The sequence below is a fragment of the Ruegeria sp. THAF33 genome (assembly GCF_009363615.1).
GTDB lineage: Bacteria > Pseudomonadota > Alphaproteobacteria > Rhodobacterales > Rhodobacteraceae > Ruegeria.
The window spans coordinates 2,614,363-2,630,384 of sequence record NZ_CP045384.1 but is presented as its reverse complement, the minus strand read 5'-3'; the positions used below and the strand labels follow the sequence as shown (position 1 = coordinate 2,630,384).

General features: G+C 57.7%; 18 protein-coding genes. 13 read left to right on the top strand and 5 right to left on the bottom strand.

Going from position 1 to position 16,022, the window contains the following annotated elements:
* A complete protein-coding gene (locus tag FIU92_RS13125; protein WP_152459042.1) occupies nt 1–963 on the bottom strand; it encodes an acetyl-CoA carboxylase carboxyltransferase subunit alpha in 963 nt (320 codons plus the stop codon).
* A gap of 103 nt (nt 964–1,066) precedes the next feature.
* Between FIU92_RS13125 and FIU92_RS22815 the strand changes: the two genes are divergently transcribed.
* Nucleotides 1,067–1,237 carry a hypothetical protein gene (locus FIU92_RS22815; protein WP_172978495.1) on the top strand — a complete coding sequence of 57 codons (171 nt, stop codon included), beginning with the start codon at nt 1,067–1,069 and terminating at the stop codon, nt 1,235–1,237.
* Here FIU92_RS22815 and FIU92_RS13120 read toward each other — a convergent pair.
* A complete protein-coding gene (locus FIU92_RS13120) occupies nt 1,213–1,809 on the bottom strand; it encodes a LysE family translocator (RefSeq protein ID WP_152459041.1) in 597 nt (198 codons plus the stop codon). The two genes, FIU92_RS22815 and FIU92_RS13120, sit on opposite strands and share 25 nt — an antisense overlap.
* A 73-nt stretch (nt 1,810–1,882) precedes the next feature.
* Between FIU92_RS13120 and FIU92_RS13115 the strand changes: the two genes are divergently transcribed.
* Both FIU92_RS13115 and FIU92_RS13110 read left to right on the top strand, forming a co-directional pair.
* Nucleotides 1,883–2,335 carry an Lrp/AsnC family transcriptional regulator gene (locus FIU92_RS13115; protein WP_152459040.1) on the top strand — a complete coding sequence of 151 codons (453 nt, stop codon included), beginning with the start codon at nt 1,883–1,885 and terminating at the stop codon, nt 2,333–2,335.
* Nucleotides 2,336–2,454: 119 nt separating this feature from the next.
* The gene (locus FIU92_RS13110) at nt 2,455–3,033 is read left to right on the top strand and encodes a PA14 domain-containing protein (protein WP_152459039.1); all 579 of its coding nucleotides are present in this window, start codon (nt 2,455–2,457) and stop codon (nt 3,031–3,033) included.
* A gap of 45 nt (nt 3,034–3,078) precedes the next feature.
* Here FIU92_RS13110 and FIU92_RS13105 read toward each other — a convergent pair whose 3' ends face one another.
* The gene (locus tag FIU92_RS13105) at nt 3,079–4,041 is read right to left on the bottom strand and encodes an L-malyl-CoA/beta-methylmalyl-CoA lyase (RefSeq protein WP_152459038.1); all 963 of its coding nucleotides are present in this window, start codon (nt 4,039–4,041) and stop codon (nt 3,079–3,081) included.
* Between the two features lie 295 nt (nt 4,042–4,336).
* Here FIU92_RS13105 and dgcN point away from each other — a divergent pair, with 295 nt between their 5' ends.
* The 3 genes from dgcN to FIU92_RS13090 all read left to right on the top strand — a co-directional run bounded on the left by dgcN (nt 4,337) and on the right by FIU92_RS13090 (nt 7,250).
* Entirely contained in the window at nt 4,337–5,338 is a 1,002-nt protein-coding gene (gene dgcN, locus FIU92_RS13100) for an N-acetyltransferase DgcN (protein WP_152459037.1), read from the top strand.
* A 75-nt stretch (nt 5,339–5,413) separates the two neighbouring features.
* Nucleotides 5,414–6,379 carry an N-acetyl-D-Glu racemase DgcA gene (gene dgcA / locus FIU92_RS13095; RefSeq protein ID WP_152459036.1) on the top strand — a complete coding sequence of 322 codons (966 nt, stop codon included), beginning with the start codon at nt 5,414–5,416 and terminating at the stop codon, nt 6,377–6,379.
* Between the two features lie 10 nt (nt 6,380–6,389).
* Complete coding sequence (locus FIU92_RS13090) at nt 6,390–7,250, top strand: D-amino-acid transaminase (RefSeq protein WP_152459035.1); 861 nt, start codon at nt 6,390–6,392, stop codon at nt 7,248–7,250.
* Nucleotides 7,251–7,448: 198 nt separating this feature from the next.
* On the opposite strand, the gene FIU92_RS13085 is transcribed toward FIU92_RS13090, so the two are convergent.
* Entirely contained in the window at nt 7,449–8,351 is a 903-nt protein-coding gene (locus FIU92_RS13085; RefSeq protein ID WP_152459034.1) for a LysR substrate-binding domain-containing protein, read from the bottom strand.
* Between the two features lie 172 nt (nt 8,352–8,523).
* On the opposite strand from FIU92_RS13085, the gene ugpB reads away from it, so the two are divergent.
* The 7 genes from ugpB to rpsD all read left to right on the top strand — a co-directional run bounded on the left by ugpB (nt 8,524) and on the right by rpsD (nt 15,397).
* Nucleotides 8,524–9,834, top strand: coding sequence for a sn-glycerol-3-phosphate ABC transporter substrate-binding protein UgpB (ugpB, locus tag FIU92_RS13080; RefSeq protein WP_152459033.1), 1,311 nt, complete (start codon nt 8,524–8,526; stop codon nt 9,832–9,834).
* Between the two features lie 61 nt (nt 9,835–9,895).
* Nucleotides 9,896–10,777, top strand: coding sequence for a sn-glycerol-3-phosphate ABC transporter permease UgpA (gene ugpA / locus FIU92_RS13075; RefSeq protein WP_152459032.1), 882 nt, complete (start codon nt 9,896–9,898; stop codon nt 10,775–10,777).
* A 20-nt stretch (nt 10,778–10,797) separates the two neighbouring features.
* On the top strand, nt 10,798–11,634 hold the full coding sequence (gene ugpE, locus FIU92_RS13070; protein WP_152459916.1) for a sn-glycerol-3-phosphate ABC transporter permease UgpE: 837 nt from the start codon (nt 10,798–10,800) through the stop codon (nt 11,632–11,634).
* Between the two features lie 3 nt (nt 11,635–11,637).
* The gene (locus FIU92_RS13065; protein ID WP_152459031.1) at nt 11,638–12,693 is read left to right on the top strand and encodes a sn-glycerol-3-phosphate import ATP-binding protein UgpC; all 1,056 of its coding nucleotides are present in this window, start codon (nt 11,638–11,640) and stop codon (nt 12,691–12,693) included.
* Entirely contained in the window at nt 12,693–13,628 is a 936-nt protein-coding gene (locus FIU92_RS13060; RefSeq protein WP_254705309.1) for a glycerophosphodiester phosphodiesterase family protein, read from the top strand. Before FIU92_RS13065 ends, FIU92_RS13060 begins: the two co-directional genes overlap by 1 nt.
* Before the next feature lie 371 nt (nt 13,629–13,999).
* Nucleotides 14,000–14,536, top strand: coding sequence for a hypothetical protein (locus tag FIU92_RS22810; RefSeq protein WP_172978494.1), 537 nt, complete (start codon nt 14,000–14,002; stop codon nt 14,534–14,536).
* Between the two features lie 240 nt (nt 14,537–14,776).
* Nucleotides 14,777–15,397: a 30S ribosomal protein S4 gene (gene rpsD / locus FIU92_RS13050; protein WP_152459028.1), complete on the top strand. Its 621-nt coding sequence runs from the start codon at nt 14,777–14,779 to the stop codon at nt 15,395–15,397.
* Between the two features lie 146 nt (nt 15,398–15,543).
* On the opposite strand, the gene FIU92_RS13045 is transcribed toward rpsD, so the two are convergent.
* A complete protein-coding gene (locus FIU92_RS13045; protein WP_152459027.1) occupies nt 15,544–16,005 on the bottom strand; it encodes an Lrp/AsnC family transcriptional regulator in 462 nt (153 codons plus the stop codon).
* Between the last annotated feature and the right edge of the window lie 17 nt (nt 16,006–16,022).

Here is a 16,022-nt window from a genome sequence, read left to right as displayed (position 1 = left end):
TTAAGCCGCCAACCCTTTCGAGCCGATGTCGAGGAATTTTTGACGGCGGTCCTGTATCAGGGTCGCCGCGTCTTTGCCGTCCAGTTCCGCCAGCATATCGGTAAGAGCCGCGCGAACAGCTTCGACAGCGGCCGGACGATCGCGATGCGCGCCGCCCTTGGGTTCAGGGATGATCCGGTCGCAAACGCCAAGCTTGTGAAGATCCTGAGCGGTCAGACGCAGCGCCTCGGCCGCTTCACGCATCTTTTCTGCATCTTTCCAAAGGATCGATGCGCAACCTTCCGGCGAGATCACCGAATAGACCGAGTGTTCCAGCATTGCCACGCGGTTGGCGGTAGCAAAGGCCACGGCCCCGCCCGAGCCGCCTTCGCCGATGATGACCGACACCAGGGGCACGCCGATCTTCAGACACATCTGGGTCGACCGGGCAATCGCTTCGGACTGACCGCGTTCCTCGGCGCCTTTGCCGGGATAGGCGCCGGCGGTATCGATCAGAGTGATCACCGGTAGGCCAAACCGACCGGCCATCTCCATCAGGCGGACTGCCTTGCGATAGCCTTCGGGACGGGCCATGCCGAAATTGCGTTCGATCCGCGATTTTGTATCGCTGCCTTTTTCATGGCCGATCACCATGACGGGTTGATCGTTGAAACGTGCAAGCCCGCCGATCACGGCCAGATCATCGGCAAAATTGCGATCTCCGGCCAAAGGGGTGAATTCGGTGAACAGGGCATCGACGTAATCGCTGCAATGCGGGCGTTCCGGGTGGCGGGCGACCTGGCATTTCCGCCATGGGGTCAGGTCGGCGTAAAGCTCATCCAGAAGCTTGGCGGCTTTGGCGTCCAACGCGGCGGCTTCTTCGGTTACGTCCATCTCTTCGTTGGTTCGGGCCAACGCACGCAGCTCTTCAGCCTTGCCTTCAATTTCAGCCAGCGGTTTTTCGAAATCCAGATACTGGGTCATGACGCCTCTCAACGCGAAAGTTCCCTGCTATATGGCCTGACGGTGCTCCGGATGCAACTCGGCAAGATCCGAGTGGTGAAGATGTTCGATTTCAGATGGGTGAATGGAAAATCGGATACTGATGGCCGCCGCCAAGAAAGACCCCGCGCTGCGCGCTCTGGCCTGCACCCACGACAATCTAACGCGGCGTCTGACCCTGTACCCACCCGACACCGCGCCCGAGGATATGTTGGCCGAAACCTGTCTGGGTCAACTGGGCCAGAGAACGGGATAGAGCGAGGCCACAAGCAGCACCGCCATTGTCCAGTTGAACGCAACCAGCCTGCGCGGGTTCGTCAGCACCCGCGACATCTGCTGTCCTAGAAAGGTCCATGTGCTCACCGATGGCAGGTTGACCGCCCCGAAAACCAACGCCACAAGCGCAATCGCATGCAGGGTCTGGCTGGGCGTGTAAGCGGTTGTGGCGGTCAGGGCCATGGCCCAGGCTTTGGGGTTCACCCACTGAAAGGCGGCGGCTTGCAGAAACGTCATGGGCGTCCCCGCTGCCAAATCGCCTGTGGCTGGCGCGGCATGCGCGATCTTCCATGCCAGATAGAGCAGATAGATCACCGACACGACCTTCAGCACTGAATAGCTGACCGGGTACCGGTCAAAGACCTGAACCAGCCCTGCACCGACCAGCAGCACCATGAGCGTGAAGCCAAGGCCAATGCCCAGCATATGCGGGATCGAACGCCGAAAGCCGAAATTCGCACCCGATGCCATCAGCATCAGATTGTTCGGCCCGGGCGTAATGGATGTCACGAAGGCAAAAGCGATGAGCGCCAGAAGGATGTCGTAAGTCATGCTGCGAAGTATCGTCTGACCGGCAGCAAATGAAATTGCTTTTTCGTGCGCGTTTCCGCTATTTCTGCAACTTATGATGAAGAATGATCAGATAAATCGCCAGATATTGCAGGAACTGACCCGCGATGGGCGCATCAGCAATCTGGAATTGGCCGAACGGGTCGCGCTGTCTCCGTCCGCCTGCCTGCGTCGCGTTCAAGAGTTGGAAAAGGCCGGCGTGATCACCGGTTATCGTGCGGTTCTGAACCCGGCCGCGATGGGTGTCGGCTTTGTCGCCTATATCGGGGTCGGTCTTGGTGAACACACGAAAGCGGCGCAGGAGGGGTTTGAGCGTGCCCTGCAACAAGCCCCTGAAGTGGTCGAATGCCACAACATCACCGGTACGATCGAATACCTGCTGCGCGTCGAATGCGCCGATCTGCCGTCCTACAAGACCTTCCATACCGAGGTGCTGGGAACGCTGCCTCATGTCACGTCGATCACATCCTATGTGGTCATGGGGTCACCCAAGGATCTGCGTGCGTAGCCACTGGAAATGTGAAGCCACACTCTCTTGCAGCGCAAATTTTCAGGGCCTAGTGTCTTTGTAATGACGCTGCCAGGGGATACGCCCAGCCAAAACGGCACGCAAACAGGGAGATTACGATGAAACTCGTTCGAACAGTGGCGACCGCAGTTGCCATGTCGGTCATTGCCGGGGCCGCTTTGTCTGCCCCGCTGAAACTGCAACCTGCCAATCCACAGCCGTCTCCGAAGGCGGGTTTGAATGTCAAATACTTAGGTACAGGCAATCAACACAAGAAGATACGGGATCTGAGCCAGGCAAAAAGCATGCTGTCTAAGGCGAAGCCCGGAAAACCGTTGCGCGGGTTGGATTACAGGGACACTAGCAAAGGTGAGGATGTCTTGACCTTCGACCAGGCCTACAACGTTGCCGCCGAGGTCACAGGCTATATGCGCTTTGACTCACCTGGCGTTTACGAGCTGGAAACGTGGTCGAATGACGGGATAGAGGCTTGGGTTGGCGGTCAGCAGATTGGCCGGGTAAATGGCATTCAGGGCTGTGAAGCCAATCAACGCACCGAAGTGGAAGTGCCCAAGGCGGGTTGGTATCCACTGAAGATCGTCTATTTCCAGAAACTGGGAACCTCTTGCCTGATGATGAAGTCAGGAAAGAAGGGGGAACGCTTCACATGGACGCCCAATGACGTTTTTGGCCGTTGAAGAATTCATGAAAGGGCGCTCGATCGAGCGCCCTTTTTTGGGGGCTTAGCTGCCCGCCGCAATCAGTTCGGCCTGCGCCACGATGACTTCGGCCTGCTTGATTGAGGCGATGTCGACAAGACGCCCTTTATAGACGGTTGCGCCCTCACCGTTTGCTTTGGCCTGTTCCATTGCGGCCAGGATTTCGCGGGCCTCGGAAACGGCCTCATCCGACGGGGTAAAGACCTGATTGGCCAGTGCAATCTGCTTGGGATGGATCGCCCATTTGCCGACCATGCCCAGCGTCGCCGAGCGTTTCGCCTGAGCGATGTACCCTTCATCATCGCTGAAATCCCCGAATGGCCCATCCACTGGCAGCACCCCATGGGTGCGGCACGCTGCAACGATGGCGGCTTGGGCCCAGTGCCACGGGTCAGACCAGTGTTTTTCGCCGTCACGCAGCATATAGTAGTTTTCCTGTGTGCCGCCGATGCCTGTAGTCTGCATCCCCATCGAGGCCGCAAAATCTGCGGCCCCAAGGCTCATGGCCTGCAAACGGGGAGAGGAGGCTGCGATCTCTTCCACATGCGCGATACCGGCAGCGGATTCGATAATGACCTCGAAGCTGATAGGTTTGGTCCGGCCCTTGGCGCGTTCAATGGCGGTGACAAGGGCATCCACGGCATAGACATCCGATGCGCAGCCGACTTTGGGAATCATGATCTGGTCCAGACGGTCGCCTGCCTGCTCCAACACGTCGACAACGTCACGATACCAATAGGGGGTATCCAATCCGTTGATGCGAACGGACATGTATTTGCTGCCCCAATCAACAGTGTTCAGGGCTTCGATGACATTGGCGCGGGCGATGTCCTTGTCCGAAGGCGCAACCGAATCCTCGAGGTCAAGGTTGATCACATCCGCAGCAGAAGCTGCCATTTTCGGGAACAGTTTGGTATTCGATCCCGGACCAAACAGTTGGCAGCGATTGGGTCGTGCAGGCGCGGCGGGTTGGATGCGAAAGCTCATCTGGACCTCGTGTGGGTAATGAAATTGCGATTTTCTCGCCCAATGAGGTATTAAATTGCGCAACCTGGCGCAAGGGAGATTGTGCATCTGCGGCAATGCGGTTGCAGAATGCTGCGTGCCAGCGGCTGGGAAGTGGTGATTAAAGTTTAATCACTTTGGAAACTTCGAATAATTTTGCGCCTTTTGTGTCAATGGTGCAAGAAACTCGCGTACCCGCCGTGTTGGGCGGATCAAAACGCGAAACGCTCGTTTAAACGCTTCTCTAGCTTGGGCCGGAATCAAAGGAGTGACCGCAATGATCGAGACACCGTACCTGCTGTTTTTGGGCGATGCGCCCGACCAATTGGCGGCCAAAGTGGCTGTGGGCATCAAGGATTGGCGCCCGGAAAACGCCGTCGGTCAATATCGTATGGACGGCTGCAAGGCTGATCTGGGCCTGAAGGATATGACCCTGACCGAGGCCAAAGCGGCCGGCGCAAAAACGCTGGTTATCGGTGTCGCCAACCGTGGCGGCGTCATCAGCCAGGAATGGAAAAAGGTTCTGGTCATGGCGCTTGAGGAAGGGTTTGACCTGGCCTCTGGCCTGCACAACCTGTTGCGCGACGAGCCCGATCTGGTGGCGGTGGCCGAAGCAACGGGGCGAAAGCTGCACGACGTGCGTGTACCCGAGGTTGATTACCCGATCGCCAACGGGATCAAGCGCAGGGGCAAACGTTGTCTGGCCGTCGGCACCGACTGCTCTGTGGGCAAGATGTACACTGCAATGGCGATGGATGCCGAAATGCGCAACCGTGGTATGAAGTCGACCTTCCGCGCGACCGGCCAGACGGGCATTCTGATCACCGGCGATGGCGTGCCGCTGGACGCCGTTGTTGCGGATTTCATGGCCGGCTCGATCGAATGGCTGACACCGGACAACGATGACGACCACTGGGATCTGATCGAAGGTCAGGGATCGCTGTTCCATGTGTCCTATTCCGGCGTGACTATGGCGCTGATTCACGGCGGCCAGCCCGACGCGCTGATCCTGAGCCATGAACCGACCCGCGCGCACATGCGCGGTCTGCCGACCTATCAGCTGCCGACGCTCGAAACCCTGCGCGACACCGCGCTGGCCCTGGCCAAAGTGGCGAACCCCGATTGTCAGGTCGTCGGCGTTTCGGTCAACACCCAGCACATGTCCGAAGAGGACGCGACAGCATATCTGGCCAAGATCGAAGCAGATATGGGGCTGCCGGCGACCGATCCGTTCCGGTTCGGCTCGGGCAAGTTGGTGGACGCGCTGGCCGCGATGTGATCCAACCGGCCCGCCGGTGGCGGGCCGGTTCCGCCTCTGGCGGGAGTATTTGGGAAAAGATGAAGGAGCAGGTGCGTGCAGATAGAAGTCTCTCGCGATGTGTTTCAGTTGGCGCAGGTGTTTACCATTTCGCGCGGGTCACGGACCGAAGCAAAGGTGCTGACGGTGCGGGTGTCGGACGGAAAGCATCAGGGCTGGGGCGAATGCGTTCCTTATGCGCGTTATGACGAAACGCTCGAGTCGGTCGAGGCCGAGATCGCCGGTCTGCCTGCTGAGTTCAGCCGCCGGTCGCTGATGGATCTGCTGCCTGCCGGTGCCGCCCGGAACGCCGTGGATTGTGCTTTGTGGGATCTGGAAAGCAAGCGCGCGGGTAAGCGCGCCTGGGATTTGGCGGGCCTGCCGGTGCCCGGACCCGAGATCACGGCCTATACTCTGTCGCTGGGTACTCCGGAGGCAATGCAGTCTCAGGCGGCCGAGAACGCGCACCGCCCGCTTCTGAAGATCAAGCTGGGCACGCCAGATGACATGCCCCGGCTCGAGGCCGTGCGCGCCGGTGCTCCGAACGCCAGGATCATCGTGGATGCGAACGAAGGCTGGTCGGCCGAGGTTTACGCCGACCTCGCCCCGCATCTGGTGCGTTTGGGCGTAGCGCTGGTCGAGCAGCCATTGCCGGCCGGTGACGACGACGCTTTGATCGGAATGGACCGCCCGGTGCCCGTCTGCGCCGACGAGTCCTGCCATGATCGCGCCAGCCTGCCCGGGCTGAAGGGGAAATACGATGTCATCAACATCAAACTCGACAAGACCGGTGGCCTGACCGAGGCGCTTGAACTGCGCAAAGCCGCAATCGTGGAAGGGTATGGCATCATGGTCGGCTGCATGGTTGGCAGTTCGCTTGCCATGGCGCCCGCGACACTGTTGGCGCAGGGTGCGATGGTGACGGACCTTGACGGACCGCTTCTGTTGGCCGAAGACCGCGACACCCCGCTGATTTTTGACGACGCCGGAGTTCACCCGCCCGAAGCGGCGCTCTGGGGCTGAGGAGACAAACATGACCCGTACCGTTTATGTAAATGGCGAATACCTGCCCGAGACCGAGGCCAAGGTATCTATCTTTGACCGTGGCTTCCTGTTTGCAGACGCGGTTTACGAAGTGACCAGTGTACTGGATGGCAAGCTGATCGATTTCGAGGGCCACGCGGTGCGCCTGAAGCGGTCTCTGGACGAGCTGGAGATGGCCGAGCCCTGCACCAAGGAAGAGCTGCTGGAAATCCACCGCAAGCTGGTTGATCTGAACGGCATAGAAGAGGGCCTGGTCTACCTTCAGGTTTCGCGCGGCAGCGACGGTGACCGGGATTTTGTCTTCCCTTCGGCCGATACCAAGCCAAGCCTCGTTCTGTTCACCCAGAACAAGCCCGGGCTGGCTGACAGCCCGGCGGCACGGAAAGGTGCCAAGATCATCTCGATCGAGGACATCCGTTGGGGTCGCCGCGACATCAAAACCGTGCAACTGCTTTACCCTTCGATGGGCAAGATGATGGCCAAGAAAGCGGGCTGCGACGATGCATGGCTGGTCGAGGACGGCTTTGTGACCGAGGGCACCAGCAACAACGCCTATTTCGTCAAGAACGGCAAGATCGTGACCCGCCCGCTGTCCAACGACATCCTGCACGGGATCACTCGCAAGGCCGTGCTGCGCATGGCAGCCGAAGCACAGATGGAAGTTGAAGAGCGGCTGTTTACCATCGACGAAGCCAAAGAGGCTGATGAGGCGTTCACGACCTCGGCCAGTGCCTTCGTGATGCCGGTAGTGGAAATCGACGGAGTCACGCTGGGTGATGGTACACCCGGTCCGATTGCCAAACGCCTTCGTGAAATTTACCTGGATGAAAGCCGAAAGGCCGCGATCTGAAGAACCACCATGTTGGACGGCGTTGCAGCAGGCTGCTGCGGCGCCGTGCCAGCCTCAGTCGGACCCCGGGGCAGTGCAGGGAGTTTCGCTGTAGATCTCGCTGAGCACGAGCAGATCACATGCGACTTTCGGCCGGGACACCGGTCTTGTTGTCGGATCAGTTCCTGCGGTGTCACAGGAATATGGTCGAAGGCGGCGCTACCCGACCTTGAAAGGGCTTAGGCTTTCCTGAAACTGCTCGATGAATTCCAGCGTTACCAATGACGGTTGCTTCAGAATTGGACGCACCAACGAGAGGGTATGCGTCAAAAATGGCTTGAACGGCCGATAACTCAATCCCCTCGACGTGTATTGGACGGCATCCAGTTCGCTAACGACCGAGACACCGACACCTTCCAGCGCCAATTCACATGCTGCCGTGAACTGCCTGACCTCGATATGCGAGTTCAATTCGACATTGGCATGTTGAAACACTTTCGAAAGCCGCCCGAAAAAATCGCTGTCGCGTCGGGTGTGGATGATTTTTCTATGTGCGAGATCCGCCGGCGTAATTTCGGAAAGGCTTTCCAACTCGTGCCCGGTGGGGAACACACACACCGTGCGAACGTCGATGTCCCTGCTTTCTACTGCCGGATGACCGTGAAAGCTGTCAGTGATTCCGAAATCATACTGCTCGCCGATCATCCATTCCAGAATGCGTTCAGGTCTGTCTGGTTCGATCGTCAGGGTGACACCGGGCCGATCCTTCAGGAAACCGGCGACGACTTTGGGCAAATGGCTGGTGGCAAATCCCGGCAGGCAAGCGACACGGATGTGCCCTGCTTTGCGTTGTGTGATATCCTGACTGACATCCGAAATTTGTCTCATCAATTCGAGAACGCGCTCGACGCTGGGCAAGAGATAGCGAACCTCCTGCGTTGGTACTAATCGGCCTTCCCGACGGTCAAAAAGCTGAAACCCGAGCGACTTTTCAAGATCGGACAGCAATCTGCTGACAGCTGGCTGGGTCACGCCCAGATCAGCCGCCGCGGCCGTGACAGACCCGTTGGTGGTCACGGCCATCAGGGCCTCCAACTGCCGAACTCTCAGAATTTGACTCATTGCTGATCCCGATCTGCTGCGCCATTTCATAACACTATGTTATTTTTTCACCAAGTAGATAGGCCTTGAATTATATTTTTGTAACGTTAACGTCGTGAAATCGTCATGTGTGCCGTTTACGCGTTGCGGTCGGTATTCAACGAAGCATCAACCCTGATGCATGGGAGGAATCATGAAAAAGAATCTGCTTGGCGCGATTGCCATCACCACAGCCTTGTCCCCCTTGGCGGCAATGGCGCAAACCGAAGTCCAGTTCTGGCACGCCTTCACCGGTCGCCTAGGGGAACTTGTCAAAGGACAGGTTGAAGAGTTCAACGCCAGTCAGGATGAGTTCGTCGTGGTCGAAAGCCACAAGGGCAACTACTCGGAAACCCTGAATGCCGGGATTGCAGCATTCCGGGCCGGTGAACAGCCACATATCCTGATGGTGTTCGAAGTCGGCACGGCGACAATGATGTCAGCCAAAGGGGCGATCAAACCGGTCTATGAAGTGATGGCCGAAAGCGGCGCGTCTTTTGATCCCGACGCGTATATTGGCGCCGTCAAAGGCTACTACACAACCACTGACGGAGAGATGCTGTCGCTTCCCTTCAACTCCTCGACGCCGGTCCTGTGGGTTAACCGCGATGCCATGCAAGCAGCAGGCGTTGATCCGGACACGGATCTGTCCACTTGGGAAAAAGTCGGCGAAGTGCTCGAGCAGCTGAAGGCAGGTGGCGAGGATTGCCCGCTGGTGACAGCATGGCAAAGCTGGATTCACCTTGAAAACCTTTCAGCCTATCACGACGTTCCCTTTGCCTCACGGGACAACGGATTTGCCGATCTGGATACCGAGCTGCTGCTGAACGGTCCGGTGCAGGTAGCACATCTGACCGCGATGGGTGACTGGGCCAAGGACGGCAAGTTCATCTATACCGGCCGCAGAAACGAAGGTGGTGCGAACTTCCGGTCAGGCGAGTGCGCATTGTTCACCGAAAGTTCGGCCGGATACGCCGGCATCAAGGCAGAGGCCGAGTTCGATTTCGACGTGCGTCCGCTGCCCTATTGGGAATCCGTCACCAGTGAGCCGCAAAACACCATCATCGGTGGCGCGTCTCTTTGGGTAATGGAGGGTCATGAGCCCGAAGAGTACAAGGGCGTCGGAGAGTTCCTGAGCTTCCTGTCATCACCTGATGTACAAGCGGCGTGGCACCAGAACACCGGTTACCTTCCAATCACGACAGAAGCGGGTGAGGTTACGCGTGCCGCAGGTTTTTATGACGAAAACCCGGGTACCGACGTCGCAGTGATCCAGATGACTGCGAAAGAGCCGACCGCAAATTCGAAAGGCTTGCGTCTGGGATCGTTCGACCAGATCCGGGGCATCATCGACGAAGAGCTTGAGGCGATCTGGTCCGGTGAGAAGACCGCTCAGGAAGCGATGGACAGCGCGAAGGAACGCGGTGATGCGTTGCTGCGCCGGTTCGAATCCGCCAATCAATAAGTCGTAACGTTATGCGGGCCCTTTCGGGGCCCGCATTTTCTTTCTTCGGTGGGTTTTCAGGATGGAAAAACGCGTCACCTTTCGCGGCTGGCTGTTGCCATTGGCGTTGATCGCCCCTCAGGTCATCATTTCCGCTGTTTTCTTTTTCTACCCCGCCGGTCAGGCCATATGGCAGTCGCTGTTCATACCTGACCCGTTCGGGCTGTCGTCCCAGTTCGTGGGGCTCGGCAATTTTGAATTCCTGCTGAGTGACAAGTTTTATCGCGCCTCTTTCGTGACGACGGCGGTGTTTTCCACGCTGGTCACGTTGTGCTCGATGATCCCTGCCTTGTTTCTTGCGGTCATTGCGGATCGATTGATCAAAGGGTCCGGGGTCTATCGGACGTTGCTGATCTGGCCCTACGCTGTTGCCCCTGCGGTCGCGGGCGTTCTGTGGCTTTTCATGTTCAACACGCGCGTCGGCGTCGTGTCATGGTATCTTGGCCAGCTTGGATATGACTGGAACCACGTTCTGAACGGCACCGAAGCCATGGGGCTGGTGGTCGTTGCTTCGGCCTGGGGGCGCATAAGCTATAACTTCCTGTTCTTTTTCGCTGCCCTGCAATCCGTTCCAAGATCCGTGATCGAGGCGGCGGCGATTGACGGCGCGCATTTCTGGCGCCGATTCTTCACGATCGTACTGCCGCTGCTGTCGCCGACGGCGTTCTTCTTGCTGGTGGTGAACGTCGTTTATGCCTTCTTCGAAACCTTTGGCGTGATCCACACGATCACCGGCGGCGGGCCGCAACAGTCGACGACAATCCTTGTCTACAAGGTATTTTCGGACGGGTTTGTGGGGCAGGACCTCGGCTCGTCTTCGGCGCAATCAGTCATCTTGCTGATCGTCGTGGGACTGTTGACGGTCATCCAGTTCAAATACGTGGAAAAGAGGGTGCATTACTGATGGCGGCCCAACAACACGGAATGGTCGAAAAACGCGGCGCGGGCATCTGGTTGTCCCATGCCCTCATGATCCTCGGTGTCCTGATCATATTTTTCCCGATATGGCTTGCCTTCGTGGCTTCGACCGTGACCCAGGCCGAGATCGTCTCGCCACCGATGCCTGTCGTGCCCGGCGATCAGTTCTGGGTGAACTACAAGGCGGCGCTGTTCTCGGGGGTAAATGTGCCCGTTGCCACGATGCTGTTCAACAGCCTGGTGATGGCAATCGGAATTGCAGTCGGCAAAATCATCATCTCTCTGCTGTCGGCTTTCGCGATTGTCTATTTCCGCTTTCCCGGGCGAACGACGTTCTTCTGGCTGATCTTCCTGACCCTGATGCTGCCGGTCGAAGTCCGCATCGTTCCGACGTTCGAAGTTGTCGCCGGGTTCGGCATGCTCAACAGCTATTACGGGCTGATCTTTCCCCTGATCGCCTCGGCCACGGCAACCTTCCTGTTCCGTCAGTTCTTTCTGACCATCCCCGATGAGCTTGCCGAGGCAGCCCGGGTCGACGGCGCGCGACCGATGCGGTTCTTCATCGATATCGTCGTCCCCATGAGCCGGACCAACATCGCCGCACTGTTCGTGATCCTGTTCATCTATGGGTGGAACCAGTACCTTTGGCCGCTGCTGATCACGACCGATCCCGAAATGAATACCATCGTGATGGGTATTAAGCAGATGTTCCCGTCCGGTGACGACTTTGCGCATTGGCCGACGATCATGGCGACGTCCATTCTGGCGATGATCCCGCCGGTCATCGTGGTGGTGTCGATGCAAAAGCTCTTTGTCCGTGGCCTTGTCGATAGCGAGAAGTAAGAAATGGCAACAGTTACCTTAGAGAATGTCAAAAAGAGCTTTGGCCCGACGGATGTGATCCACGGCGTTGATGTCGATATCGCCGATGGAGAGTTCATCGTGATCGTTGGCCCGTCAGGCTGCGGCAAGTCCACATTGTTGCGGATGGTGGCGGGGCTGGAAACGGTCACGTCCGGGGAAATCCGGATCGGCGGTGAACGCGCCAATGACAAAGAGCCCATGGATCGCGACATCGCCATGGTGTTCCAGAACTACGCGCTCTATCCACATATGTCCGTGCGCCAGAACATGGGGTATGGCCTGAAGATCGCGGGGCTGCCCAAGGCTCAGATCGATCAAAAGGTGACCCAGGCGGCAAAGCTGTTGCAGCTTGAACCTTTGCTGGATCGCAAACCCAGGCAGTTGTCCGGCGGTCAGCGCCAGAGGGTCGCGATGGGCCGGGCCATTGTCCGCGAGCCCGCTGTTTTCCTGTTTGACGAGCCGCTCTCGAACCTCGATGCCAAGCTTCGTGTTCAGATGCGTCTGGAAATACGCGAACTTCAGGAAAAGCTTGGGATCACGTCACTTTACGTCACGCATGATCAGGTCGAAGCAATGACGATGGCGGACAGGATGATCGTGATGAACGGCGGCATAGCCGAGCAGATCGGCACGCCGCTCGAGGTCTATGAAACTCCGCAGACGCTGTTTGCCGCGCAATTCATCGGCAGCCCGGCAATGAACATATTCGAAGCACGGCGCGAAAACGGGGCGGTCAAGATCGGAGAAATCGAAGTCGGCCCCTCTGGGGGTCCGGACTGCGCCGTGAAGCTTGGCATAAGACCAGAGCATCTGTTGTCGGATGACAATGGCCCGCTTGAAGCCGCGATTCAGATGGCTGAACCGCTTGGGGCCAACACGTTGCTGCACGGTCACCTGTCGGGCTCTGAAAGCGCGATCACGGCAAGCCTTCCCGGTGTTCACCCGATCGAAGGACGCCATCCGATTATGCGGTTCTCGGTGGCACCGGAGAACATGCATTTGTTTGACCACGCAACAGGCCAAAGGCTGGAAGGCTGATGGCGTTTCAACAGGTTGAGGCCTTTCGCGGCGGGGAGAACCTGATCCGGGTCGTGGGGCATCGTGGGGCACGGGGCGTGTTGCCTGAAAACAGCTTGATCGGCTTCGACTTTTCACTTTCCATTGGCGTCCCGCTTCTTGAATTTGACGTTGTCCTGACAGCCGATGATGTGCCGGTCATTACGCACAATCATCGCCTGCATTCGGCCAGTTTCCGCGATGGCAATGGCCTGTTTCTGACCGGGGAAGAGCCGAAAGTATCCTCGCTGACTTACGAACAGATCCGACAATTCGATATCGGGCGTCTGGACGGCCATTCCGCCTATGGCCAACGCTTCCCGGATCAGGCGCAAATAGACGATGTTCGTGTTCCAAGGCTGTTGGATCTGCTCGATTTGGTCGATGACCCGAAATACCGTGATGCCCATCTGATGCTCGAGCTGAAGTCGGACCCCGACCTGGCCCATGATGCACTTTACCGAGAGAACTTTGTCCGCAGAGTACTTGGGGATGTTCGCGGCAAAGGGTTATCTTCGCGCGCGGTGCTTCACAGTTTTGATTGGAACCTGTTGGCGGAGTGTCAGAGGCAAGCTCCGGATATGCCTTCATCCTACCTGACGCAACTTCCGGACAATGCCGACGATGTTGGCGAGGATTCCTCAAAATCCGTTTGCCCGGACTTTCGTGGCCGTCGCGACGAAATTCCAAACTTGGTAAAGCAGGCCGGCGGTTCGCTTTGGTGCCCGTACTTTGCGGATGTAACGCCCGAAAACGTCACGCGCGCAAAAGAACTGGGCCTGTGCGTCGTCGTGTGGACAGTCAACGAACACGAAGATATCGGCAGGATGATCGATCTGGGCGTGGACGCAATCGTATCCGACTATCCCGGGCGGGTTCAAAGACAATTGTCGGAGTCAGGCTTCCGTTGGCAATAGCGTACCGGTGATCCCGGCAACCCGAGGGTGACATGGATGAATTTCCTGCGCCATTTGAAAATTGACTCAAACAAAGGCCCTTCAGCCCGTTGCCAACCAGGACCCGCGTGTTTTTGCGGCCTGATTTGATGAGAGCTTTATCTCAGGAAACCGTTCTTGGGCGCGCGGCTGACGGAAATCCGGAACGCTGGCCCCATTGCTCTGAGCGTTGTACCCGCAGTTATCGGGACAGCGTTCCACACGTTCTCCGATGAATTGGAATTGCTATCTGGCATCGGTTTCGGCCATCGCTGACCACAACCGTCATCGACGGGCCGTCACCCCTGACGGATGGCGCCAATTATTGAGTCACATTAACAACAATCTTGTGATTGCTGCAGTTCTGTCTCTTTTCCGCCGGAATTTGTGCTGATAAGGATAAAATTAAGTGTTGGGGTGTTGTAAGTGCGAGTGGGCAGATGAGAGCCGGAACAAACGGTCAAATAGCTATTTCCTGGTGTCAGACGGAAATTGACGGGCTTGAAGACGCTCCTCTTTCCTGTTTGACGATCGGATCGGCATGGTCATGGCGTGGTCAAGCAATCGTCATGAGCGAGGCTGCCGAGCAAAGCATCGGAAAAATAGGAAATGTCGGGGGCGCTGCCAGCCAGGTGAACAGCCACTTTCCAATTGTCCGTGACATTCCAGGCCACGTGGCCGGAACCCTTACCCTTACCAACGGTGCGCAGAAGTTCTCTGCCAAGCTTGTTGCCGATGGCAACGATACGTCGCGGGCTCTCGTGTTCGAAGGCGCTTGCCCGCCACGGGATGAAGAGTTCTGGATTGTCGAAGTGACCGAGGTTGCGATGATCCCAAACCCCGCCGCGAAAAGCGGCGCGACGGTAGTTTCTTTCCCGGCTTCAAACTAAGTTTTCAAGGTGCCGCCAGACGGTTTCGGCGCGCTGCCGGGTTCGCTGGCTGTCTGCCCTGATCGTTTTTCTGAACTTTGCGGAATGCTGTGTTGACTCCGCCAGCATTGCGGATATAAGCGCGGCTTCATTGGTGTTGGTGGCCCCCGCAAGGGGATGCCTGTCATGGGGGAGACCTCAAGAGGACAACGCCCTTCATAGTGGCCCGTCGGGGCTTCGACCTAACGAAGGAGATCAGCCGTGACCAAACGCACGTCTGCCAAGTACAAAATCGACCGCCGGATGGGCGAAAACATCTGGGGTCGTCCGAAATCCCCGGTCAACCGTCGCGAATACGGCCCCGGCCAGCATGGCCAGCGCCGCAAGGGCAAACTGTCGGACTTCGGTCTGCAGCTGCGGGCCAAGCAGAAGCTGAAAGGCTACTACGGCGACCTGACCGAGAAGCAGTTCCGCCGCATCTACGCCGAAGCCGAGCGTGTGAAGGGCGACACCGGTGAAAACCTGATCGGCCTGCTGGAGCGCCGCCTGGACGCTGTGGTCTACCGCGCCAAGTTTGTCGCAACTGTTTTTGCCGCACGCCAGTTCGTGAACCACGGCCACGTCAAAGTGAACGGCAAGCGTGTAAACATCCCGTCCTACCGCGTCAAAGAAGGTGACGTGATTGAGGTGCGTGACAAATCCAAACAACTGGCTGTTGTCTTGGAAGCCGTTGCGCTGGCCGAGCGTGACGTTCCTGACTACATCGACGCCGACCACTCGAAAATGACCGCGACGTTCGTGCGCGCGCCGGGCCTCAGCGATGTGCCTTACCCGGTCGTCATGGAACCGAACCTGGTCGTCGAATTCTACGCGAAGAACTGATCTTCGCCGCAATCGAATTCTGAAAGGCCGCGCTTTTGGCGCGGTCTTTTTTTATGGTTTGCCCATAGCGAAGCCGTCATCGCGACATTGCCCGCGACTCCTTAGGGTGTTTTTGGGCAAATGTTTTTGGGCAAATGAAGTGCGTGTCAGATCGGCAGGGGCCTGCCTTCGGCGATCGCTTCCATCGCGAAATACGAGGTCACGCTGTCCAGCTCGACCTTTTCGATCAATCGTTGATAGACCTTGTCATATGACGACATGTCCTGCGTTACGACTTTCAGCTGATAGTCGTAGTCCCCTCCGATCCGATGAAAATCCACGACTTCCGGGATTGTCAGAACATGGCTCCGAAACGCCTGAAGCCACTGGGCAGAGTGGTGTCGGGTGCGGAGCATGACGAAGACCACAAGGCTCAACCCCAGTTCCTCTCGTGCGATGCGGGCCGTGGATCCGATCAGCACACCGTTTTCGTTCAGGGCCTTCAAGCGCCGCCAGCAGGCATTCTGGGACAGGCCAACCCGATCCGCCAATTCCCGCTGTGACAGGGTGGCGTCCTTTTGCAGCTCTTTCAGAATGCGTGTATCAATTTGATCTATTTTTGATGTCATAACTGATCATATGACAC